Annotated in this window: 15 protein-coding genes; 8 read left to right on the top strand and 7 right to left on the bottom strand. The window is 43.7% G+C overall.

Annotated features, from left to right (window positions below; genetic code table 11):
* The first annotated feature begins 18 nt into the window (after positions 1-18).
* The 7 genes from hemW to IMZ28_RS08745 are packed head-to-tail and all read left to right on the top strand — an operon-like array spanning position 19 to position 5,556.
* A complete protein-coding gene (gene hemW / locus IMZ28_RS08715) occupies positions 19-1,074 on the top strand; it encodes a radical SAM family heme chaperone HemW (RefSeq protein ID WP_197548186.1) in 1,056 nt (351 codons plus the stop codon).
* Between the two features lie 38 nt (positions 1,075-1,112).
* A complete protein-coding gene (tatB, locus tag IMZ28_RS08720; RefSeq protein ID WP_197548187.1) occupies positions 1,113-1,553 on the top strand; it encodes a Sec-independent protein translocase protein TatB in 441 nt (146 codons plus the stop codon).
* Entirely contained in the window at positions 1,553-2,572 is a 1,020-nt protein-coding gene (tatC, locus tag IMZ28_RS08725; RefSeq protein WP_197548188.1) for a twin-arginine translocase subunit TatC, read from the top strand. Before tatB ends, tatC begins: the two co-directional genes overlap by 1 nt.
* Complete coding sequence (queA, locus tag IMZ28_RS08730) at positions 2,572-3,591, top strand: tRNA preQ1(34) S-adenosylmethionine ribosyltransferase-isomerase QueA (RefSeq protein WP_197548189.1); 1,020 nt, start codon at positions 2,572-2,574, stop codon at positions 3,589-3,591. The genes tatC and queA overlap by 1 nt, the downstream gene beginning before the upstream one ends.
* A 12-nt stretch (positions 3,592-3,603) precedes the next feature.
* Positions 3,604-4,221 carry a C40 family peptidase gene (locus IMZ28_RS08735; protein WP_197548190.1) on the top strand — a complete coding sequence of 206 codons (618 nt, stop codon included), beginning with the start codon at positions 3,604-3,606 and terminating at the stop codon, positions 4,219-4,221.
* A gap of 37 nt (positions 4,222-4,258) precedes the next feature.
* A complete protein-coding gene (locus tag IMZ28_RS08740; protein WP_197548191.1) occupies positions 4,259-5,152 on the top strand; it encodes an NlpC/P60 family protein in 894 nt (297 codons plus the stop codon).
* Positions 5,152-5,556 (top strand): YchJ family protein, encoded by a 405-nt coding sequence (locus IMZ28_RS08745; RefSeq protein WP_197548192.1) that lies wholly within the window; start codon positions 5,152-5,154, stop codon positions 5,554-5,556. Before IMZ28_RS08740 ends, IMZ28_RS08745 begins: the two co-directional genes overlap by 1 nt.
* Here IMZ28_RS08745 and IMZ28_RS08750 read toward each other — a convergent pair.
* On the bottom strand, positions 5,553-7,688 hold the full coding sequence (locus IMZ28_RS08750) for a response regulator (protein ID WP_197548193.1): 2,136 nt from the start codon (positions 7,686-7,688) through the stop codon (positions 5,553-5,555). The genes IMZ28_RS08745 and IMZ28_RS08750 overlap by 4 nt on opposite strands.
* Positions 7,689-7,810: 122 nt before the next feature.
* Between IMZ28_RS08750 and ruvX the strand changes: the two genes are divergently transcribed.
* Positions 7,811-8,212, top strand: coding sequence for a Holliday junction resolvase RuvX (gene ruvX / locus IMZ28_RS08755; protein WP_197548195.1), 402 nt, complete (start codon positions 7,811-7,813; stop codon positions 8,210-8,212).
* Between the two features lie 82 nt (positions 8,213-8,294).
* On the opposite strand, the gene IMZ28_RS08760 is transcribed toward ruvX, so the two are convergent.
* The 6 genes from IMZ28_RS08760 to IMZ28_RS08785 form a co-directional block, all read right to left on the bottom strand.
* Entirely contained in the window at positions 8,295-9,182 is an 888-nt protein-coding gene (locus IMZ28_RS08760; protein WP_197548197.1) for a patatin-like phospholipase family protein, read from the bottom strand.
* The gene (locus IMZ28_RS08765) at positions 9,175-10,842 is read right to left on the bottom strand and encodes a Na/Pi cotransporter family protein (protein WP_232087462.1); all 1,668 of its coding nucleotides are present in this window, start codon (positions 10,840-10,842) and stop codon (positions 9,175-9,177) included. Before IMZ28_RS08765 ends, IMZ28_RS08760 begins: the two co-directional genes overlap by 8 nt.
* 1 nt (position 10,843) lies before the next feature.
* Complete coding sequence (locus IMZ28_RS08770; protein ID WP_197548199.1) at positions 10,844-12,013, bottom strand: MFS transporter; 1,170 nt, start codon at positions 12,011-12,013, stop codon at positions 10,844-10,846.
* A 313-nt stretch (positions 12,014-12,326) separates the two neighbouring features.
* The gene (locus IMZ28_RS08775) at positions 12,327-12,698 is read right to left on the bottom strand and encodes a PGPGW domain-containing protein (protein ID WP_197548201.1); all 372 of its coding nucleotides are present in this window, start codon (positions 12,696-12,698) and stop codon (positions 12,327-12,329) included.
* Between the two features lie 11 nt (positions 12,699-12,709).
* Positions 12,710-15,751, bottom strand: a complete 3,042-nt coding sequence (locus tag IMZ28_RS08780; protein ID WP_197548203.1) for an efflux RND transporter permease subunit — start codon at positions 15,749-15,751, stop codon at positions 12,710-12,712.
* A 6-nt stretch (positions 15,752-15,757) separates the two neighbouring features.
* Positions 15,758-16,486, bottom strand: a complete 729-nt coding sequence (locus tag IMZ28_RS08785) for an efflux RND transporter periplasmic adaptor subunit (protein ID WP_197548204.1) — start codon at positions 16,484-16,486, stop codon at positions 15,758-15,760.
* Between the last annotated feature and the right edge of the window lie 26 nt (positions 16,487-16,512).

The raw sequence follows: 16,512 nt of genomic DNA on the forward strand, positions 1-16,512 counted from the left end.
TTTGAAAGCGAGCCATTTTTGTTAGCCTATATACACATTCCCTACTGTGATTCCAAATGTCACTACTGCAGCTTCAACTCCTATGTCGACAAATTCGATACAAGAGAAGCTTATATGCAGGCTCTCAAGGAGCAACTCTCCTTTGAACTTGAACGTTTCAACACTGCAAAAGAGAGTATTGAGACCCTCTTTATTGGAGGAGGTACCCCGTCAACCATTTCACCGGAACTCTACCGGCCGGTCTTTGAGCTGCTTGCACCCTACTGCAAAAAAGATATAGAGATCACTACAGAGGCCAATCCCAATTCTGCGACAGAACAATGGCTCAAAGGCATGAAGGCACTAGGTGTAAACCGTATCAGTTTTGGTGTGCAGAGCTTTCATGCGGAAAAGCTCAGGTCCCTTAACCGTGCACACACACCAAAGCAGGCCATAAAGGCTATTGAAGCAGCCTGGAAAGCCGGTTTTGAACATCTCTCTCTCGATCTCATCTACAACTATCAGGGTGATAACAGAATCCTGCTGGAGCATGATATTGAAACTGCTTTCTCTCTTCCGGTTGACCATATCTCCGCCTATGAGCTCACCATAGAGGATGGAACAAAGTTCTCTTCTATGCCAGACGTCCGTCAGGAAGATGAAAATCTTGCATTTTTTGTGGCTGATGAAATAAAAAAGAGGGGTTTTGAGCACTATGAGATCTCCAACTTCGGAACCTACCAGAGCAGACACAATAAAGGCTATTGGGAACTCAAAGAGTACATTGGTGCAGGTGCAGGTGCAGTAGGATTTCGGCAAAACAGGCGTTTTTACCCTCAAAACGATATCAATGCCTACATCTCAGACCCTTTAACTATTCATGAAGAACTGCTCAGCCACGAAAACCTGCTTACAGAAAAGATATTTTTGGGGCTCAGAAGCAACATCGGCATTGAGAAGTTCTCTTTGTCCGAAAAGATGTATCAGAAAGCAAAGATGCTTGTGGATGAACATAAGCTCACAGAAAATAAAACACACTTCTTTAACCCTGATTTCTTCATTGCAGATACTCTTGCTCTTTACCTTTTAGATTAATTTGTTAAAATACATCCAATTTATTATGAAGGCAGACCATGTTTGGCATCGGATTTACCGAAATACTTCTTATCTCCATTATCGCGATCCTCTTTCTGGGACCGGACAAACTTCCTGAGGCGATGGTACAGATCGCCAAATTCATGAAGAGTATCAAAAAGACTGTAGGTGATGCGAAAAGCTCTCTTGAAGAGGAGATGAGAATAGCGGACCTCAAAGAGGAAGCACTCAACTATAAAAAACAGCTTGACAGTGCCACCAGTGAACTTCAGGGCTTCAAAAATATCTCCATGGATGAGATACTGGACGAACCTGCAGCGATAGAAGAGAAACCACCCTCTTCTTCCAAAACTCCTTACGCTGACGAGAATAAACCAACACAACAAGTAGAACCGAAAATGGAAACAGTTACTTTTAAAAAGAAAGAGAAGAAGTTTGTTACTACCGATACAAAACCTGAAGATGAGGACAAAGCCTGATGTTTGAAGAATTACGTCCACACCTTGCCGAACTGAGAAAGCGTCTTGGACTCTCTGTTCTTTCCGTTTTCATTGCTTTTGTGATCGCATTTGTTTTTCACAACCACATCCTTACATGGATCACCCAGCCGCTGAATGATGCATTGACCGAAGTGGGACGTATTATCGAGTCCCAGGATAAAGCGACCTGGACCATGCAGACACAAGAACAGAATATAACTGTCAAAACCACATCCGGTACAGCCGCTACACTAAGCCAAAAACTCAATGCCGCCTCTGAAGAGGCAGAGGGAAAGTTGGCACAACTTCTTAAAGAGGCTGCACAGTCCGCCAAGGAGCTGACAACTATGCTCAAAGAGATGGAGAACAACAGTTCCAACGGTCTTTCTCCCCATAATACTTTCAATGGTCAGATCACTACCCACCAGGTCGGCGGTGCTTTCTTCGTGGCGCTGAAAGTTTCCTTTTTTGCAGCACTTTTGGGAGCAATGCCTTTCATTCTCTATCAACTCTGGCTTTTTGTCGCACCAGGCCTCTATTCACATGAGAAAAAGATGGTCATTCCCTTTGTCGTAGGCGGCTCCCTCATGTTTCTTATCGGAGTACTTTTTGCCTACTATATTGTTACACCGTTCGGATTTCAGTTCCTCATAACCTTCGGCTCCTTTCTTTATACTCCTCTGATCAACATCGAAGATTATGTTGGCTTTTTTACCAAAATCATGATGGGCTTCGGCCTTGCTTTTGAATTACCGGTATTCGCTTATTTTCTTGCACTGCTTGGGCTGGTTACAGACCGTACACTGATCGACTTCTTCAAGTATGCTGTCGTCATTATCTTTGTACTTGCAGCTCTCTTGACACCGCCTGATATACTCACTCAGTTGCTTATGGCAGCACCGCTGGTACTGCTTTATGGTCTTTCTATCCTCATCGTTCGCATGGTCAATCCTGAAAAAAAAGATGAAGATGAAGATGAAGATGAAGATGAAAAAGAAAGCGTTTCAAGCAGCAGTTGATGTCTACCGAACTCTTTACCCGAAGCTATGACTATGAACTTCCCCAGGAACTCATAGCTTCCGAACCTGTCTATCCCAGAGATCATGCAAAACTGCTGGTCTATGACAGGAAAACCGATACCATTACCCATACTACGTTCAAATATCTTCTGGACTTTTTGCCCGAATGTGACGTTTTTCTGAACGATACACGTGTTATCAAGGCACGTATTTTCGGGCAGAAGCAAAGTGGGGGGAAAGTGGAACTGCTCTTTAACAAACCACTTGATGCCCATCACTTCCTTGTTATGATACGGGGCAAAGTGCACATAGGAACAAAACTCTTTTTTGATGAAGAACTTACTGCCACAGTACAAGAGCTCAATGAAGACGGCTCCAGAATAGTGACCTTTTCACATCAAAACAGACCGATGCGTTTTGAAGATCTTGTCCTGCTGCTTGACAGGATCGGACATATTCCCCTTCCCCCCTATATGCAACGTCAAGACAAAAAAGAGGATGAAAAAGACTATCAGACACTTTTTGCAAAACATGCCGGTGCCGTTGCTGCACCGACCGCTTCTTTGCACTTTACTCCAAAACTTTTTGATGCCCTTAAAGCACACCATCCTACCCACACCATTACGCTTCATGTAGGTGCAGGTACTTTTAAGCCTGTAGAGGCTGAGAAGATCCTTGAGCATCCTATGCATTCGGAGTATTTTCATATTCCTGAAGCATCAGTAAAAATACTTGAGAGTACAACACCCGTTCTTGCCGTCGGTACCACTGTTACACGCACCATTGAGCATTATATACGGACACGCAAAACCCATGGGGAATGCGATCTTTTTCTAAACCCTCTCAATCCGCCGCAGAGGGTCACCCATCTACTCACAAACTTCCATCTTCCAAAAAGTACACTCATTATGCTGGTAAGTGCTTTCATAGGAAGAGAAAAAACGTTACAATTATATAAAGAGGCGATCGCAAACCGTTATCGGTTCTTCTCTTACGGAGATGCTATGCTCATACTCTGAAAGGCGTATACAATGAAACCTTTGCTACTGATATGTGCCAGTATACTCTTCTTTCAGGGATGTGCACAAAAAAAACCCTATCACTATCCCAACTACGATATCATTAAACCTGAAAAACGCTGCAAGCCCAACCGTGAGAATATTCAGAAACTGCTTGACTCCTACCTTGGAAAACCTTATGTCTGGGCCGAAGAGGGGCCCTATGCCTTTGACTGTTCGGGACTTACCTACAATATTTACGGTTCCATGGGTGTTGATATACCAAGAACAGCGAGTGAACAGGCTAAAATGGGGAAAAAAATCCCATTCCAAAACCTTATCTATGGAGATCTCATCTTCTTTGGATCGACAAACAAGAGGAGTAAACGTATTAATCATGTAGGTATATATCTGGGCAATGGCTGGTTCGCCCATGCCAGCAGCAAAGAGCGTAAAGTCACGATCAGCCATTTCGACAAAGAACCAAAATATATGAAACGTATGAAACTGTGCCGCCGCTATTTAAGTGAAGACGAACGTGCCAAATATATGGACTGTGATGCACCATTGAAAAAAATGGCCGTACTGGACCTGCGCTATACTACACCATGGACCCCTGATAAAGGACTACCGGAAAAAGCAGTCCCCTAAAGGCTCCCTTTAAAGAGTTTCATCTATAATCTATGTTATGAAATATGTTTTTTTACTTCTGACTGCATGCATGCCACTGTTCATTGCCGGATGCAAACCTGACCCTTACCCCAAAAATCCGCATTATGAGATCATAAAACCTGAAGTACGCTATACTCCTGACAAAAAAAATCTGGACAAGATGGTCAGGCAGCTGCAGGGAAGCCCTTATGTCTGGGCAGAAGAGGGTCCTGACCGTTTTGACTGCTCAGGCTTTACCTACTATCTGTATGGCTCCATGGGTATAGAGATACCCCGCGTTGCAAGAGAACAGGCAAAGAACGGAAAACGTATCTCTCCCAATGAGCTCCAATACGGTGATCTTATCTTTTTTGCTACAGAGGAACGACAACCACACAAGATCACACATGTAGGCATGTATCTGGGTGACGGGTGGTTCACCCATGCCAGTACTGCAGAGAAGGAGGTAGTCTACTCAAACCTTTTCACGTCACCCTACTACAAAAAACGGCTTCGTATCTGCAGAAGATATCTGCCTCAAAGCAGTACAGCATTGGCCCTCAGCGAACAGACATGGCAAAACAAACAGACACTGAAAAATACCACTGTTGCAAAGGCAAAAAGCACAGCAACAGAGCCAAAAGGAAAAGCTATTGTGATCCGGGCACCGATACAGCAGATCGAGCCCACCGGTACAAAAGGAAATTTTTATGTACAGGTAGGCTCATTTGTCGGAAGACCTCAGGCTTCGATTCTTTACAATATTACCCGTCATGGATTCAAATATAGAATCATCAAGTTTCCAAAAGGAAAACAGACGATCTCAAAATTGCTCATTGGTCCCTATAAAACAAGGTCTGAAGCACTTGTTCTACGCGATAAAATACGTACGACCATTCAAAAAGATGCATTTATTGCAGAGATACGCTGATGAAGAAACCTTCACCCAATCTTCCCTGTCCCTGCGGAAGCGGCTTTAAATATAAAAAATGCTGTCAAAAATACCACAAAGGAGCTTTGCCTGCCACTGCCCTCCTTCTAATGAAGTCACGCTACTGTGCCTATGCATTGGGACTGGCCGACTACATTATAGATACAACACATCCGGATAATGATGATTTTACAGACGACACGGTAAGATGGAGAGAAGAGATCCTTGCTTTTAGCAGAGGCACACTATTTCTCAGCCTATCCATTATAACCTTTAGCGAAACAGAAAGTGAGGCCTATGTAACTTTTGAAGCAAAACTCTCTTCAGGCTTGTTACGTGAAAAGAGCCGTTTTCTCAAAGAAAAAGGAAAATGGCTCTACTATGACGGGGACTTTACTGTTTAACTCTCCAGGTAGCGTTCGATCTCCTTAGTCAGTTTATCAAGCTCTTTTTCATAAGGAGCAATATAGCTCACCAAAAGCTCTTCCTGCTGATAAAGCACTTTCTGATGAATGGTCGCTATCATCTCGTACATCTCTCTGGCCCCAATGGTTCCGGTAAGTCCTTTCATATCAACACAGAGCATTCTTATCTGTTCATAGCGATGCTCATGTACCAATTGTGCAAAATACGCTGCACTCTTTCCATACGCATCAACAAACTCGGCAAGAATCTCCATATAGAACCCTTCATTGTTATTGGTATGCCTGATACCATTTTGAATATCAAGTATATCGTTTGACACCGGTTTATACCCTTCATCCGATACTGTACTGTGTTCAGATACAGGCATATACATTTTAAAGGCGGTATAAAGCTTACCGATATTGAGCGGCTTAGTAAGACAGGCATTCATTCCGCTGTTAAAGATCTTGTTCCGTTCACTCTCCAGTGCCAACGCCGTAAATGCAACGATCGGCAGCGTATCAAACCGACTTTCAAGGCGTATCATCTGGGTAGCGACATAGCCGTCCATCACCGGCATATTGATATCCATCAGTACCAGATCGAACATCTCATCACTCTCTTTAATGATGTTCACTGCTTTGCGCCCATTATTTGCAATAGTAATCTCCATACCTGAAACTTTAAGAATATTGGTAAGGACCTTTTGGTTGATCACATCATCTTCCACAATCAGCAGGCGTCTTCCGCTGAAATCTTTAAAGCTAGATTGTGTAATATGCGCCGTAGCCGGAATCTCTCCTCTATGTGTCAGGGAGTTCTCTTCTGTCGCTTCGTCTCTATATTCAGACAGCTTCATTCTGTCAACAGTATAGAGGTTGATGATCAGTTCAAAGACACGCTCCTGATTGACTGGTTTGATCAGGGTTTTATCGGCCACTTCACTGGCTTGACTCTGTTCATCCTTCTCAAGCAGGGAATTGAGTGCAATCACCCTGATATCTTTCTCCTTTTTCAGTTTACCCAGGTATTCAGCCGTATGAATATTGAAAAGTGATTTGTCAAGCACAATGATGTCATACGTACTCAGATCATGCCTTCTTCTAAGAAACTCTTCCTTGGAAAGTACTTTGACATCATGTCTGAAATACGCGAACATCTTTTTAATAGCAAGTGCAGAGTTATAGCTTCTGTCAACAATGAACACATTTTTTGCAGTCAGTATTTTTTCAGGCAGACGGTAATTTCTTTTATTGCCTGGATCAAGAACCTTAAACGGCAAAGTCATTGTAAAGGTCGTGCCTTTCCCTACAATACTGTGTACCGCCAATTCTCCACCCATCATCCCGATCAACTCTTTGGCAACAAAAAGTCCCAGTCCTGTATACTTTTTGTTTTTTTCATCATACGTCGGAATAAAGATTTTTTCAACCTCCTCTTCACTCATGCCCGCACCCATATCAGTCAATCGTAACTGTAGCTCTACTTTCTCTTCATAAGTACCGAACATGCATATTTCAAGTGTCACCTCACCACTGTGTACTTCACCAAGAATATATTCAAGAATATTGTGAAGCGCTTTTTCAAGGTTAAGCGAATCACCGACAAGATAACGCGGAATATTACTGTCTATATCAAAGATGAGCTCAACGGAACTTCCTTTGAATTTGGAAGATACAGAACCTGAGACTTCGTTCAATACGTTATTGAGGTTGAACTTTTCATGGATAATTCTGACCTTTTTCGATTTAAGACGCAGAAACTCGATAAGATCGTTCGTTACATCCAGAAGCTTTTTTCTTTTTACTGCTTCATTAAGACCTCTCTTCTGCACATTGGCACCTGCCTCCTGATAGATCTTTTCTACGATCTCATGAATATTTTCACTGATATTTGCCAAGAAGAGATTCTGTGCTTTTTCTATCTCTTTTTGCTTTACAGTCATCTCCTGATGCAGTCTGTCAAGCTTCGTGATCTGTCTGGATGAGACAAAAAGGATCATAATCCCTATTACCCCCAGTGCAAAAAGTGCGATCCACACCCAGTATGTTTCGATCTCCTGGATATTTGTACTGCCTGCATAAAGCAGTGTCGAAAGTCCAAAGATATAAAATAGTATCCGTTGTTTCATTGATTTCCTCCAAAATCCTATTTTACACAATCAATATAAAAATATAGTCTAAAATATTTTAAAAACTTATAACTATTTACTGAAGCTTCTAATTGTGTACCAAAATTGGTTATACTTACACCATGAAACTCGCCAGTATAGATGTAGGACTCAAACGTATCGGTATTGCCATCTGCCTTGACGGGAAGATAGTACTTCCCCAAAATGCCATTTTTCGAAAGAACCGCAAACAGGCTGCACATGACATCAACGCTTTTTTAAAAGAGTGGGAGATAGAAACACTTGTCGTCGGCCTTCCCAAAGGCGGCTCCAGTGAAGAGGAGATGGAAAGACGTATCAAACACTTCGTCTCACTCCTTGCACTCACTATTCCTGTCGTCTATCAGGATGAACAGGGAAGCAGTTTCGAAGCCAAAGAGCTGACAATGGGGGACTTCAGACATAAACGTGACGGACGTCTTGACTCTGTAGCGGCAAAGATCATCCTTGAACGATACCTCGATTCGCCAAAAGCAGACCGGTAGGAATAAATTTACAAAATACTGATTGGGCTATTGTACCCTCTGTTAATTGCTTCATACAAGACCAGAGTACCTTCAACTTTTCCTATATACCCCCGCCAAGCTCTTCTTTGGCAATCATCCTCCCCAGTTCTATCAGTTCATATGCCCTGTTGAATTCATAAAAACCGCAGGCATTGTTGGGAACACCTATAATGATATCGGGTGAGTAACCAGCCATTTTGCACTCCATGATAGCATTTTGCATAATATCTATCGTACGACCCATGATATCGAACATACCCATCTCATCAAAGCTGTTTTTTTTCTCACGGGCAAACAGCTCCTCGGCTTTTTTGGCCATTTCAAGAAAGATCTCCTGCATACCGCTGGCTTTTTCCTGTTCTCGTCGGGGGATATCGATATGGTATGACTTTGCAATATTGGCACTGAGGTTCACAGCGATCGTCATATGGGTATCGTCCGATACAGTTGGAGCAATAGGGAGAGGATTGAGTACTCCACCATCTACCAGATGACGATCACCGATCTGCTTTGGTGTAAACACCGTAGGAATAGCAATGGATGCTCTAATGGCATCTATAAGCTTTCCTTTCTGAAGCCAGACCTCTTTCTGTCGGACAAGATCTGTTGCCACTGCCGTAAAAGGAATAGGAAGGTCCTCGACCAGTATATCACCAACCATTTTTTCAATGACACGGAATACTTTATCTCCATGAATGATCCCCGTTCCTGTAAAGGAGAAATCAACCAGTTTTGCCACATCAAAAAGATCAAGTCCCAACACCCACTCCTTATAGGCATCCAGTTTACCGCAAGCATACAGACCGCCTATCAGTGCCCCCATGGAGGAACCCGAAACCGATCTGATATCATAACCGTATTTAATCAGTTCTTCAATAACACCGATGTGCGCATACCCTCTTGCACCGCCACTTCCCAATACTAGTGAGATATTTTTTTTCTCAGGCATTCTCTTCTCCTCCTATATGTCCGTTCGTATTCAGGACCAGTGCGTTCCGCAGTGATTTTGAAAAACTTTTAACAAGATGCATATCATTGACCGTAATAGTCGTCATAGCTGAACTTATATTGGTATTTTTAGCAATGTTCTCTATAAGGTGCATACTGTTCCTGTAGGAATCAGCTATCTTCTTATAGGTAGCTTCCATCTCATCAATACAGGCACTCTCTCCTTCTCTGGCCCGGTGATAGGCAAGTACACTTTTAAGTATCTGGTAACGTATGTTCTTGTAAAAATATCTCTCTTCACTGCTTATAGCATTATAGAGTCTGTCCAGATCATAAAGTATATCTTTTATATCTTTTGCGGCAGTTGCCAGGTAGGTTGTCTGGCGAAGATATTGATTGATTTTCACCTGATAGCTTTCCGTAGTGTTTTTAGCCGAAAGCAAAGAGATATAACGGTAGATCTCACCTTCAAGCAGACGGATATTATCATAGAGTTTTTCATATGATATATCAAAGTTTCCATCATACTGTTCAAGCAGTTTATCAACAGCAGCATGCTGTTCATACACCTTTGGAGGAGGAATATTAATGGCCAGAAGTGCAAATTCTTCGATCTTCTCACTCAGATGCTGCATCTCTTTTTCCAAAGCATCCACTGCCAGATCCGGTACATCTACCGATACATTGTGAATATATCGTGTAACATGGATAGTTTCTTTTGTAAACAGGTGCTTCACACCTCTGTCAAGCATGGAAATGAACGGATACCATAATGCCACACCCAATACATTGAACAAGGTATGAAAGAGTGCTATCTGTACTACACCGTCAACATTGGGAAAGGTACTTCGGGTAAGCAAAATAAGCCATGGCAGTGCCAAAAGTGCCACAAGTGCCGTTGAGAGATTAAAAACAAGATGTGCAACTGCTGTACGTTTTTTATCGGGTATCCCGCCTATGGCACCCAAAATAGCTGTTACAGTGGTTCCCACATTGGCGCCTATAACAAATGCTGCCGCTGCTTCAAAACTGATCATATGGGTAAAAATGGCACTTTGTGCAATGGCAATCGCTGCAGAACTCGACTGAATGATCACCGTAACTGCAAGACCTATAAATGCATAGAGATAGGGACTGCTGTAGAGATAGGAAGAGAGATCAAAATTCTGTGAAAATACCCCAAAGCTCTCTTTCATCCCTTCAAGTCCCAAAAAGATCAGCCCAAATCCTACCAGCATACTGAAATAGTTTCTCCATCTTCCTTCTTCTCCCGCCAGGACACTGCCAAGTCCGCCGATCCCTATAAATACATAGGAAAGAAGTTTGATATCCATCTTGAAACCAACCAGCGCAACGATCCATGCAGTAACAGTTGTACCGATATTTGCACCGAATATTACGGCAATAGCACTCTCCAGACTCATCATCTGCGCACCAATAAGTGAAAGTGCCATAAGTGTTACGACCGAAGAACTTTGAAAAAGTGTAGTAGCTCCCAAACCGGTCAACAAGCTTTTAAACCGTGTTGCTGTTGCATGGGCAACAATAGTCTTAAATGCGCGGCCGGCCGAGATCTTGATCTGATTTTCAAGATACAGCATACCGAACAAAAAAAGTCCCAGACCAGCAAATGCTTCTACCCATGTAGTGATTGTATGCACGTTATCCGTTTCCTTTCTCTCTATTTTGAAGAAGTATTGTCACAAACAACAGGGTCAACAATGTGGTACCTGCCAGTGAGAAAGACAATACCGTCTGCATCCCCCAGTACTCCCATATCATACCGCTCATGTAGGCACCTGCCGCACCAAAAAAAGCCACACCTGCATAAAATACTCCATATACGGAACCCCTGTTATCTGCATTTTGTGAGATAAATGCACGGTTGGCATTGAGAGATGCCACGGTAAACAAACCCAGAAAAGCATAGGCTATCCAGGTAAAGTATGCTTTCTGAAGATACAAAAAGCCCTGCGCGAGCACACCGCATGCATAAGCAAATACCAAAACAGGCTTTGCCCCAAGCTTGTCTACAAATATACCAAAAGTATAACTGGTTAATGTCTGTACTCCCGCAGAAACAGCAAATAGAAGTGGAATAACAGCTGTAGCGATACCTACCTCTTTGGCCTGCATTGTAAAGAAAGCATCACTGAAAACAAAGAGTAAAAATACAAAATACAAAAACAAAGAAGCAATGGTTTTTTTATCATTGTCCGTCAGAGTAAATGCCTGATTTGAAAATGGTTTGCTTTTTGGAATATCACTGACAAAGAATATAACCAGAACCAGTCCCACAATGCCGGGGACCAAGGTTGCATAAAAGATATTTCGTATCACAGTTTCACTCTGTCCGAAATACAGCAATATACCAAAAAGGATCAAAATACCGCTTAGTTCTCCTGATATGTCCATCATCTTGTGAAAACCGAAAGTCTTACCCGAGGCATTGGTCTTGCTGTATTCAGAGATCATCAGATCTTTAGGTGCAGAACGCAGTCCTTTGCCAAGACGCTCAAAGGCTTTAAGCAATGCGACACTTTTATAGCCGTGGCAGATACCTATCAGGGGTTTACTCAGTGCAGAAAGAGCATAACCTCCGACAACAAGCGGCTTTACGATACCATACCGGTCAGAGAGATACCCCGATACCAGACGCAATGCATAAGAGACAAAGGTGGCAACTGCAATAATCACACCCAGTTTATCCATCCCCTCATGCAAAACAACAACAACAAAAATAGGCAAAATCGGGTTGATCATGGCAGATGCCATATCGGTAAAAAAACTTACCCACCCCAGCATGACCACATTTTTGTCTATATTTTTCATAAAGGCGGATTCTCCGGTTCACTTTTTTGTATTCCGGATGCTTTTTTCTGTACCTTTATCTCCATTTTGTATACCTTATACTTTTTACTGCCACGCCTGCGGCAATGATATTTGTCCTGTACTTTTGATGTTTGGCACTTTATTCCCTTATCGTACCTGAATTAAAGTATACCCATAACTTTTACAACATTGACAGACTCTTTAAAGAATATTATACCAACAATCCTGTCCAGATGGTGTAAGCCCTGCCTATACCAAACTTTTAACGGCAATCAGGCAAAGCTGGTACGTAACAAATCTTCTCTACTCTTTTTCAGATCTTTAACGGACTGCGATTGGCTTTTCTCCTGATCCAGTTAGCCGCTTTGAATATAAAAGGTCTTTTGATCAGCCACCTCTCCACTTTATATTTATAGGGAAACTCTATAAGAAACAGACCGACAAGGATTGTCAGCAAACCCTGTCCGGGTAATACCAACATCGCAATTCCCGCTGCCACAAAGATAAACCCGAGCATATTTTTCATAATGATAGCGATCATACGGATAAGCGGATGCCACCCGCTCCACAGATACTTCTGCCGTTGAGGATAGGAAAAGTAGTCTGAGGGTATCTGTACAATGATCCACGGGACCAGTACTATTGAGAGAACAAAGCCTGTCATGGCGGCTATCGTAACAAACATACTAATCTTTCCTACCCACTTACTTTTCCCTCATACCACTTTCTAAGCCATCTGTCCAGAGGATTGATCATTTTGTAGATCACCGGTACAACCAGCAACGTCAGAATCATCGACGAGACCAATCCCCCAATGACTGCTATGGCCATAGGCGCTTTTGTCTCACTTCCCAGCGAGTCGCTCAATGCCAGAGGGAGCATTGCAAAGATCATTGCAATGGTCGTCATCAGAATAGGTCTAAGCCTTTTTTCACCTGCTTCCAAAAGCGCTGTATTGGCATCTTTCCCTTTGTCAATGGCCTCATTGGCAAAATCTACAAGCAAAACAGCATTCTTTCCCACCATTCCCATCAGAAGCATAAAGCCGATCATAACAAAGAGAGAGAAGTGTTCTCCGCTTAAAAAAAGCGCGATCATCACTCCGATGATGCTCAAAGGCAGAGCCATCATGATAATAAGAGGCTGTACCAGAGACTCATACAGGATCGCCAGAATGATGAACATCAAAATAACCGAAAGCCCCAGTGCCGCACCAAAAGCCTTGTTGGTCTTGACCATCTCATCGGCAAAACCGGTGAATTTGTAGCTCACACCCTTGGGCAAAAGCTTGTCGATTCCCTCTTTGGTATAGTTGACCGCACCACCCAGATCAAGCCCGAAAAGATCAGAGTAGATCGTCACTTGACGCTGTCTATCGAAATGGTAGATAGAAGCGAGTGATTTTGTACGCGAGAAGGTCACCAGCCCGTCAAGAGAAACCAGCTGACCGTTGGCGGCTCTGAGCTGTATCATCTTCAAGTCTTCCAGAGAGACCCTGTGGGCATCATCAAACCGGAGCGTGATATTATACTGCTTCCCTTTCTCTTCAAAATAGGAGATCTCAAGGTCACTGGAGAATGCAATGGAAATCGCCTGTGCGATCTGTGAAGCGGAGATACCCAGTCGGTTGGCATTCTCTCTGAGAATATTAATATCGATCTGCGGTTTTCCCTCATCCATATTCGTATCGATGTCAACAAACCCTTTTTTCCTGGCAAGATAGTCTACAAGCCGTGTTTTGGCGACTTCAAGATTTTTGAACGAATCTGACTTCAGCACGATCTGGTAGGGAACGGAGACCCCCGCCCCTTTGATGCTTGGGATCGCCGCTGCGGTAATGAACATCTTCTTCCTGTAAGGCTTGAGCTTCTGTCTGAACTGCTGGATGATCGCTTCCTGGTGCATTTCACGTTTATCTTTAGGAATGAGTTTTACGTAAATAAGTGCCTTGTTCTTCTCTTTGACTGCATTGTAGCCCACACTCAGTGTCGTAAAGGCGACACTCTTGTCCTCCTTCACCATCTTCTCAATCATCTTGGACTCTTTGATCATCTCTTCAAGCGAGATACCGGCCGGTGCACGCAGTTTGATCTCAAACTCCGCCTTGTCCTCTTTAGGAATGAAGTCCATACCGATCTTCGGGAAAAGTGCCAAAGAACCTGCAAATGCCGCCAATACCAGAATGAGGGTCATAACCTTGAAACGCAATACCAGTTTCAAGATGACATCATAGACCTTCTCCATCCCTTTGAAGATCGGCTCGGTGACATTGTAAAAGCGGCTCTCTTTTTTATTGAGTACCCTCGCACTCAGACTAGGCATAAAGGTCAGGGCTACCGTGTAGGAGATGATCACTGCAAACCCTACCGTCATAGCAAAACTCTCAAAAAACTTTCCAACAATCCCACTCATGTTAGCAACCGGAATAAATACTGCCAGCAACATCGCTGAAATGGCAAGGATGGCAAATGCCATCTCTTTGACCCCTTCCACTGCCGCATCAAACCTGCCCATACCCGCTTCCATCTTCTTGTAAATGTTCTCCAGCACGACTATGGCATCATCTATAATGATCCCGATGGAAAGTGTCAGCCCGATGAGAGTCATTTTATTGAGATCAAATCCCATGAGATTCATCAGTGCGATGGTTCCCAAAATAGAGATGGGAATAGAGAGGGCAGAGACGATCGTAATAGTAAAGTTACGCAGAAATCCGAAGATAATAATGACTGCGAGAAAGGCACCGTAGATCAGGTCGAACTCTACATCTTTAAGTGAATGGATAATGAAGGGAGAGGTGTCCTGAAGCGTCTGCACACCGTACCTGTTTTCTGACATCTTCTGTAAAGCCGGGACCGTCTCTTTAACCCGCTGCACGATCTCAAGGGTATTGGTCCCGGAGATCTTCTGCACTTCCAGCATGACACCCGGCACCCCGTTGAAAGAGGCATAACTATCCGGGTCGCTGAGGGTATCTTCTACTTTGGCGACATCTTTGAGGCGTACCTCATCCTTGATCACGATATTCTTCAGCTCTTCTACACTCAACGCATCTGCTTTTGTCTTTAGGATGAGCTCTTTGGTCGCAGTGATGAGCTTCCCGCCGCCGATCTTGACATTCTCACGCGAAACAATGGCATTAAGCTCACGTATGGTGATACCGTACTTGTTAAGTGCATGAATATCGGGGAATATCTTGATCTCCCTATCTTTATACCCGATAATATTGATGGCACCTACCCCGTTGATCTTCTGTAGGGCAGGTTTGACCTTCTCATCGGCAAAAAGCATCAGATTCTTAATGCTGTCATTCTTTGCAGTCAAAAAGACATTAATGACCGGTGCACCTCCGATATCGAGTTTGCTTACCAGCGGTGTTTTGGCATCTTTAGGCAGCAAAACGGCAGAGACTTTGTCCCTCACATCATTGGTTGCTTCATTGATATCACGCTCGAGAAAGAACTTCACCGTCACGACACTGGCACCTTCCGAGCTGGTAGAGATGATCGTATCGACCCCGCCGATACGAGAGATCGCCTCTTCGATCTTGTCGGTCACCTGTGATTCAACCGTACTCGCCTCTGCACCCGGATAGATGGTCTTGATGGTCACTATCGGGAAATCGACGTTGGGGAAGAGTGCCGAGGGCATACTTTTAAAACTCAGCAATCCGAAGATCACCAGAGTAAAGACGTACATCAGTGTTGCTATGGGTCGGTTGATGGCTAACTTGTACATACTGCCCTACTTTGCATCCGGAACGAGAATGTATCCGTCACCAAATAGTCCCGGAGTAAAACCTTCAGCTTCCACTTCCGCCCTGATCTTCCTGTTGGCATCATTCGCATAGGGGTAGACCCTGCTGATCTTCCCCGTATAGACAGTACTGTCCCCGTCCACACTGTAACGGAAGGTCATCCCGGGCTTGATCTCCCTCCAGTATTTCTGGTCAAAGGCCAGAACCAGTTTTCTCTCTTTGAGGCTCTGTACCTTCATGACCGTACGTATCATTGCACCGCTGACCACATCGCCGACCTCCACCATTTTTTCGTAAATGATGCCGTCAAAAGGGGCTTTGAGCTGTGTTTTGTCCAGCATCGCCTGCTGGTATGCTAACTGTGCCTTGGCATGTTCATACTTATAGGCATACTGGTCAAACTTTGCCGCATCAACCAGTTTCTTGACCTTCACCTGTCGTTCATAGTCTCTCTTGGCATACTTCAGTGCTACTTTGGAGACTTCCAGTGCAGCAGCCAGGTCATCATTGTTCAGCTCGGCAAGCACTTCCCCCTTGTGTACCAGGGAAGCAACATCGACATTGACCTTCGCTACCGTACCGCTGCTGGTAAATGCAAGCTCTGCGTGATGCCTGGCTTCAACATTGAACGTCGCATAGACCTCTCCTGCCTGAAGTGAACTTGCCGCCAACCATAAAAAAACTGTTATCTGTGTAATACTTCTAAGACTCGGCATTTAGTGCCTCCCTGTACTGAATTTTA

Source organism: Sulfurovum indicum, assembly GCF_014931715.1.
Taxonomy (GTDB): Bacteria; Campylobacterota; Campylobacteria; order Campylobacterales; family Sulfurovaceae; genus Sulfurovum; species Sulfurovum indicum.

What these genes read in the sequence shown, in the direction of transcription:
- IMZ28_RS08735 (WP_197548190.1), top strand. Translation starts at nt 3,604, where the DNA reads ATGAAACCTTTGCTACTGATATGTGCCAGTATACTCTTCTTTCAGGGA.
- IMZ28_RS08775 (WP_197548201.1), bottom strand. Translation starts at nt 12,698, where the DNA reads ATGTTTGTTACGATAGCCGCCATGACAGGCTTTGTTCTCTCAATAGTA.
- IMZ28_RS08780 (WP_197548203.1), bottom strand. Translation starts at nt 15,751, where the DNA reads ATGTACAAGTTAGCCATCAACCGACCCATAGCAACACTGATGTACGTC.
- IMZ28_RS08785 (WP_197548204.1), bottom strand. Translation starts at nt 16,486, where the DNA reads ATGCCGAGTCTTAGAAGTATTACACAGATAACAGTTTTTTTATGGTTG.
- IMZ28_RS08760 (WP_197548197.1), bottom strand. Translation starts at nt 9,182, where the DNA reads ATGCCTGAGAAAAAAAATATCTCACTAGTATTGGGAAGTGGCGGTGCA.
- ruvX (WP_197548195.1), top strand. Translation starts at nt 7,811, where the DNA reads ATGAAACTCGCCAGTATAGATGTAGGACTCAAACGTATCGGTATTGCC.
- tatC (WP_197548188.1), top strand. Translation starts at nt 1,553, where the DNA reads ATGTTTGAAGAATTACGTCCACACCTTGCCGAACTGAGAAAGCGTCTT.
- IMZ28_RS08740 (WP_197548191.1), top strand. Translation starts at nt 4,259, where the DNA reads ATGAAATATGTTTTTTTACTTCTGACTGCATGCATGCCACTGTTCATT.
- IMZ28_RS08770 (WP_197548199.1), bottom strand. Translation starts at nt 12,013, where the DNA reads ATGAAAAATATAGACAAAAATGTGGTCATGCTGGGGTGGGTAAGTTTT.
- IMZ28_RS08750 (WP_197548193.1), bottom strand. Translation starts at nt 7,688, where the DNA reads ATGAAACAACGGATACTATTTTATATCTTTGGACTTTCGACACTGCTT.
- IMZ28_RS08745 (WP_197548192.1), top strand. Translation starts at nt 5,152, where the DNA reads ATGAAGAAACCTTCACCCAATCTTCCCTGTCCCTGCGGAAGCGGCTTT.
- queA (WP_197548189.1), top strand. Translation starts at nt 2,572, where the DNA reads ATGTCTACCGAACTCTTTACCCGAAGCTATGACTATGAACTTCCCCAG.
- tatB (WP_197548187.1), top strand. Translation starts at nt 1,113, where the DNA reads ATGTTTGGCATCGGATTTACCGAAATACTTCTTATCTCCATTATCGCG.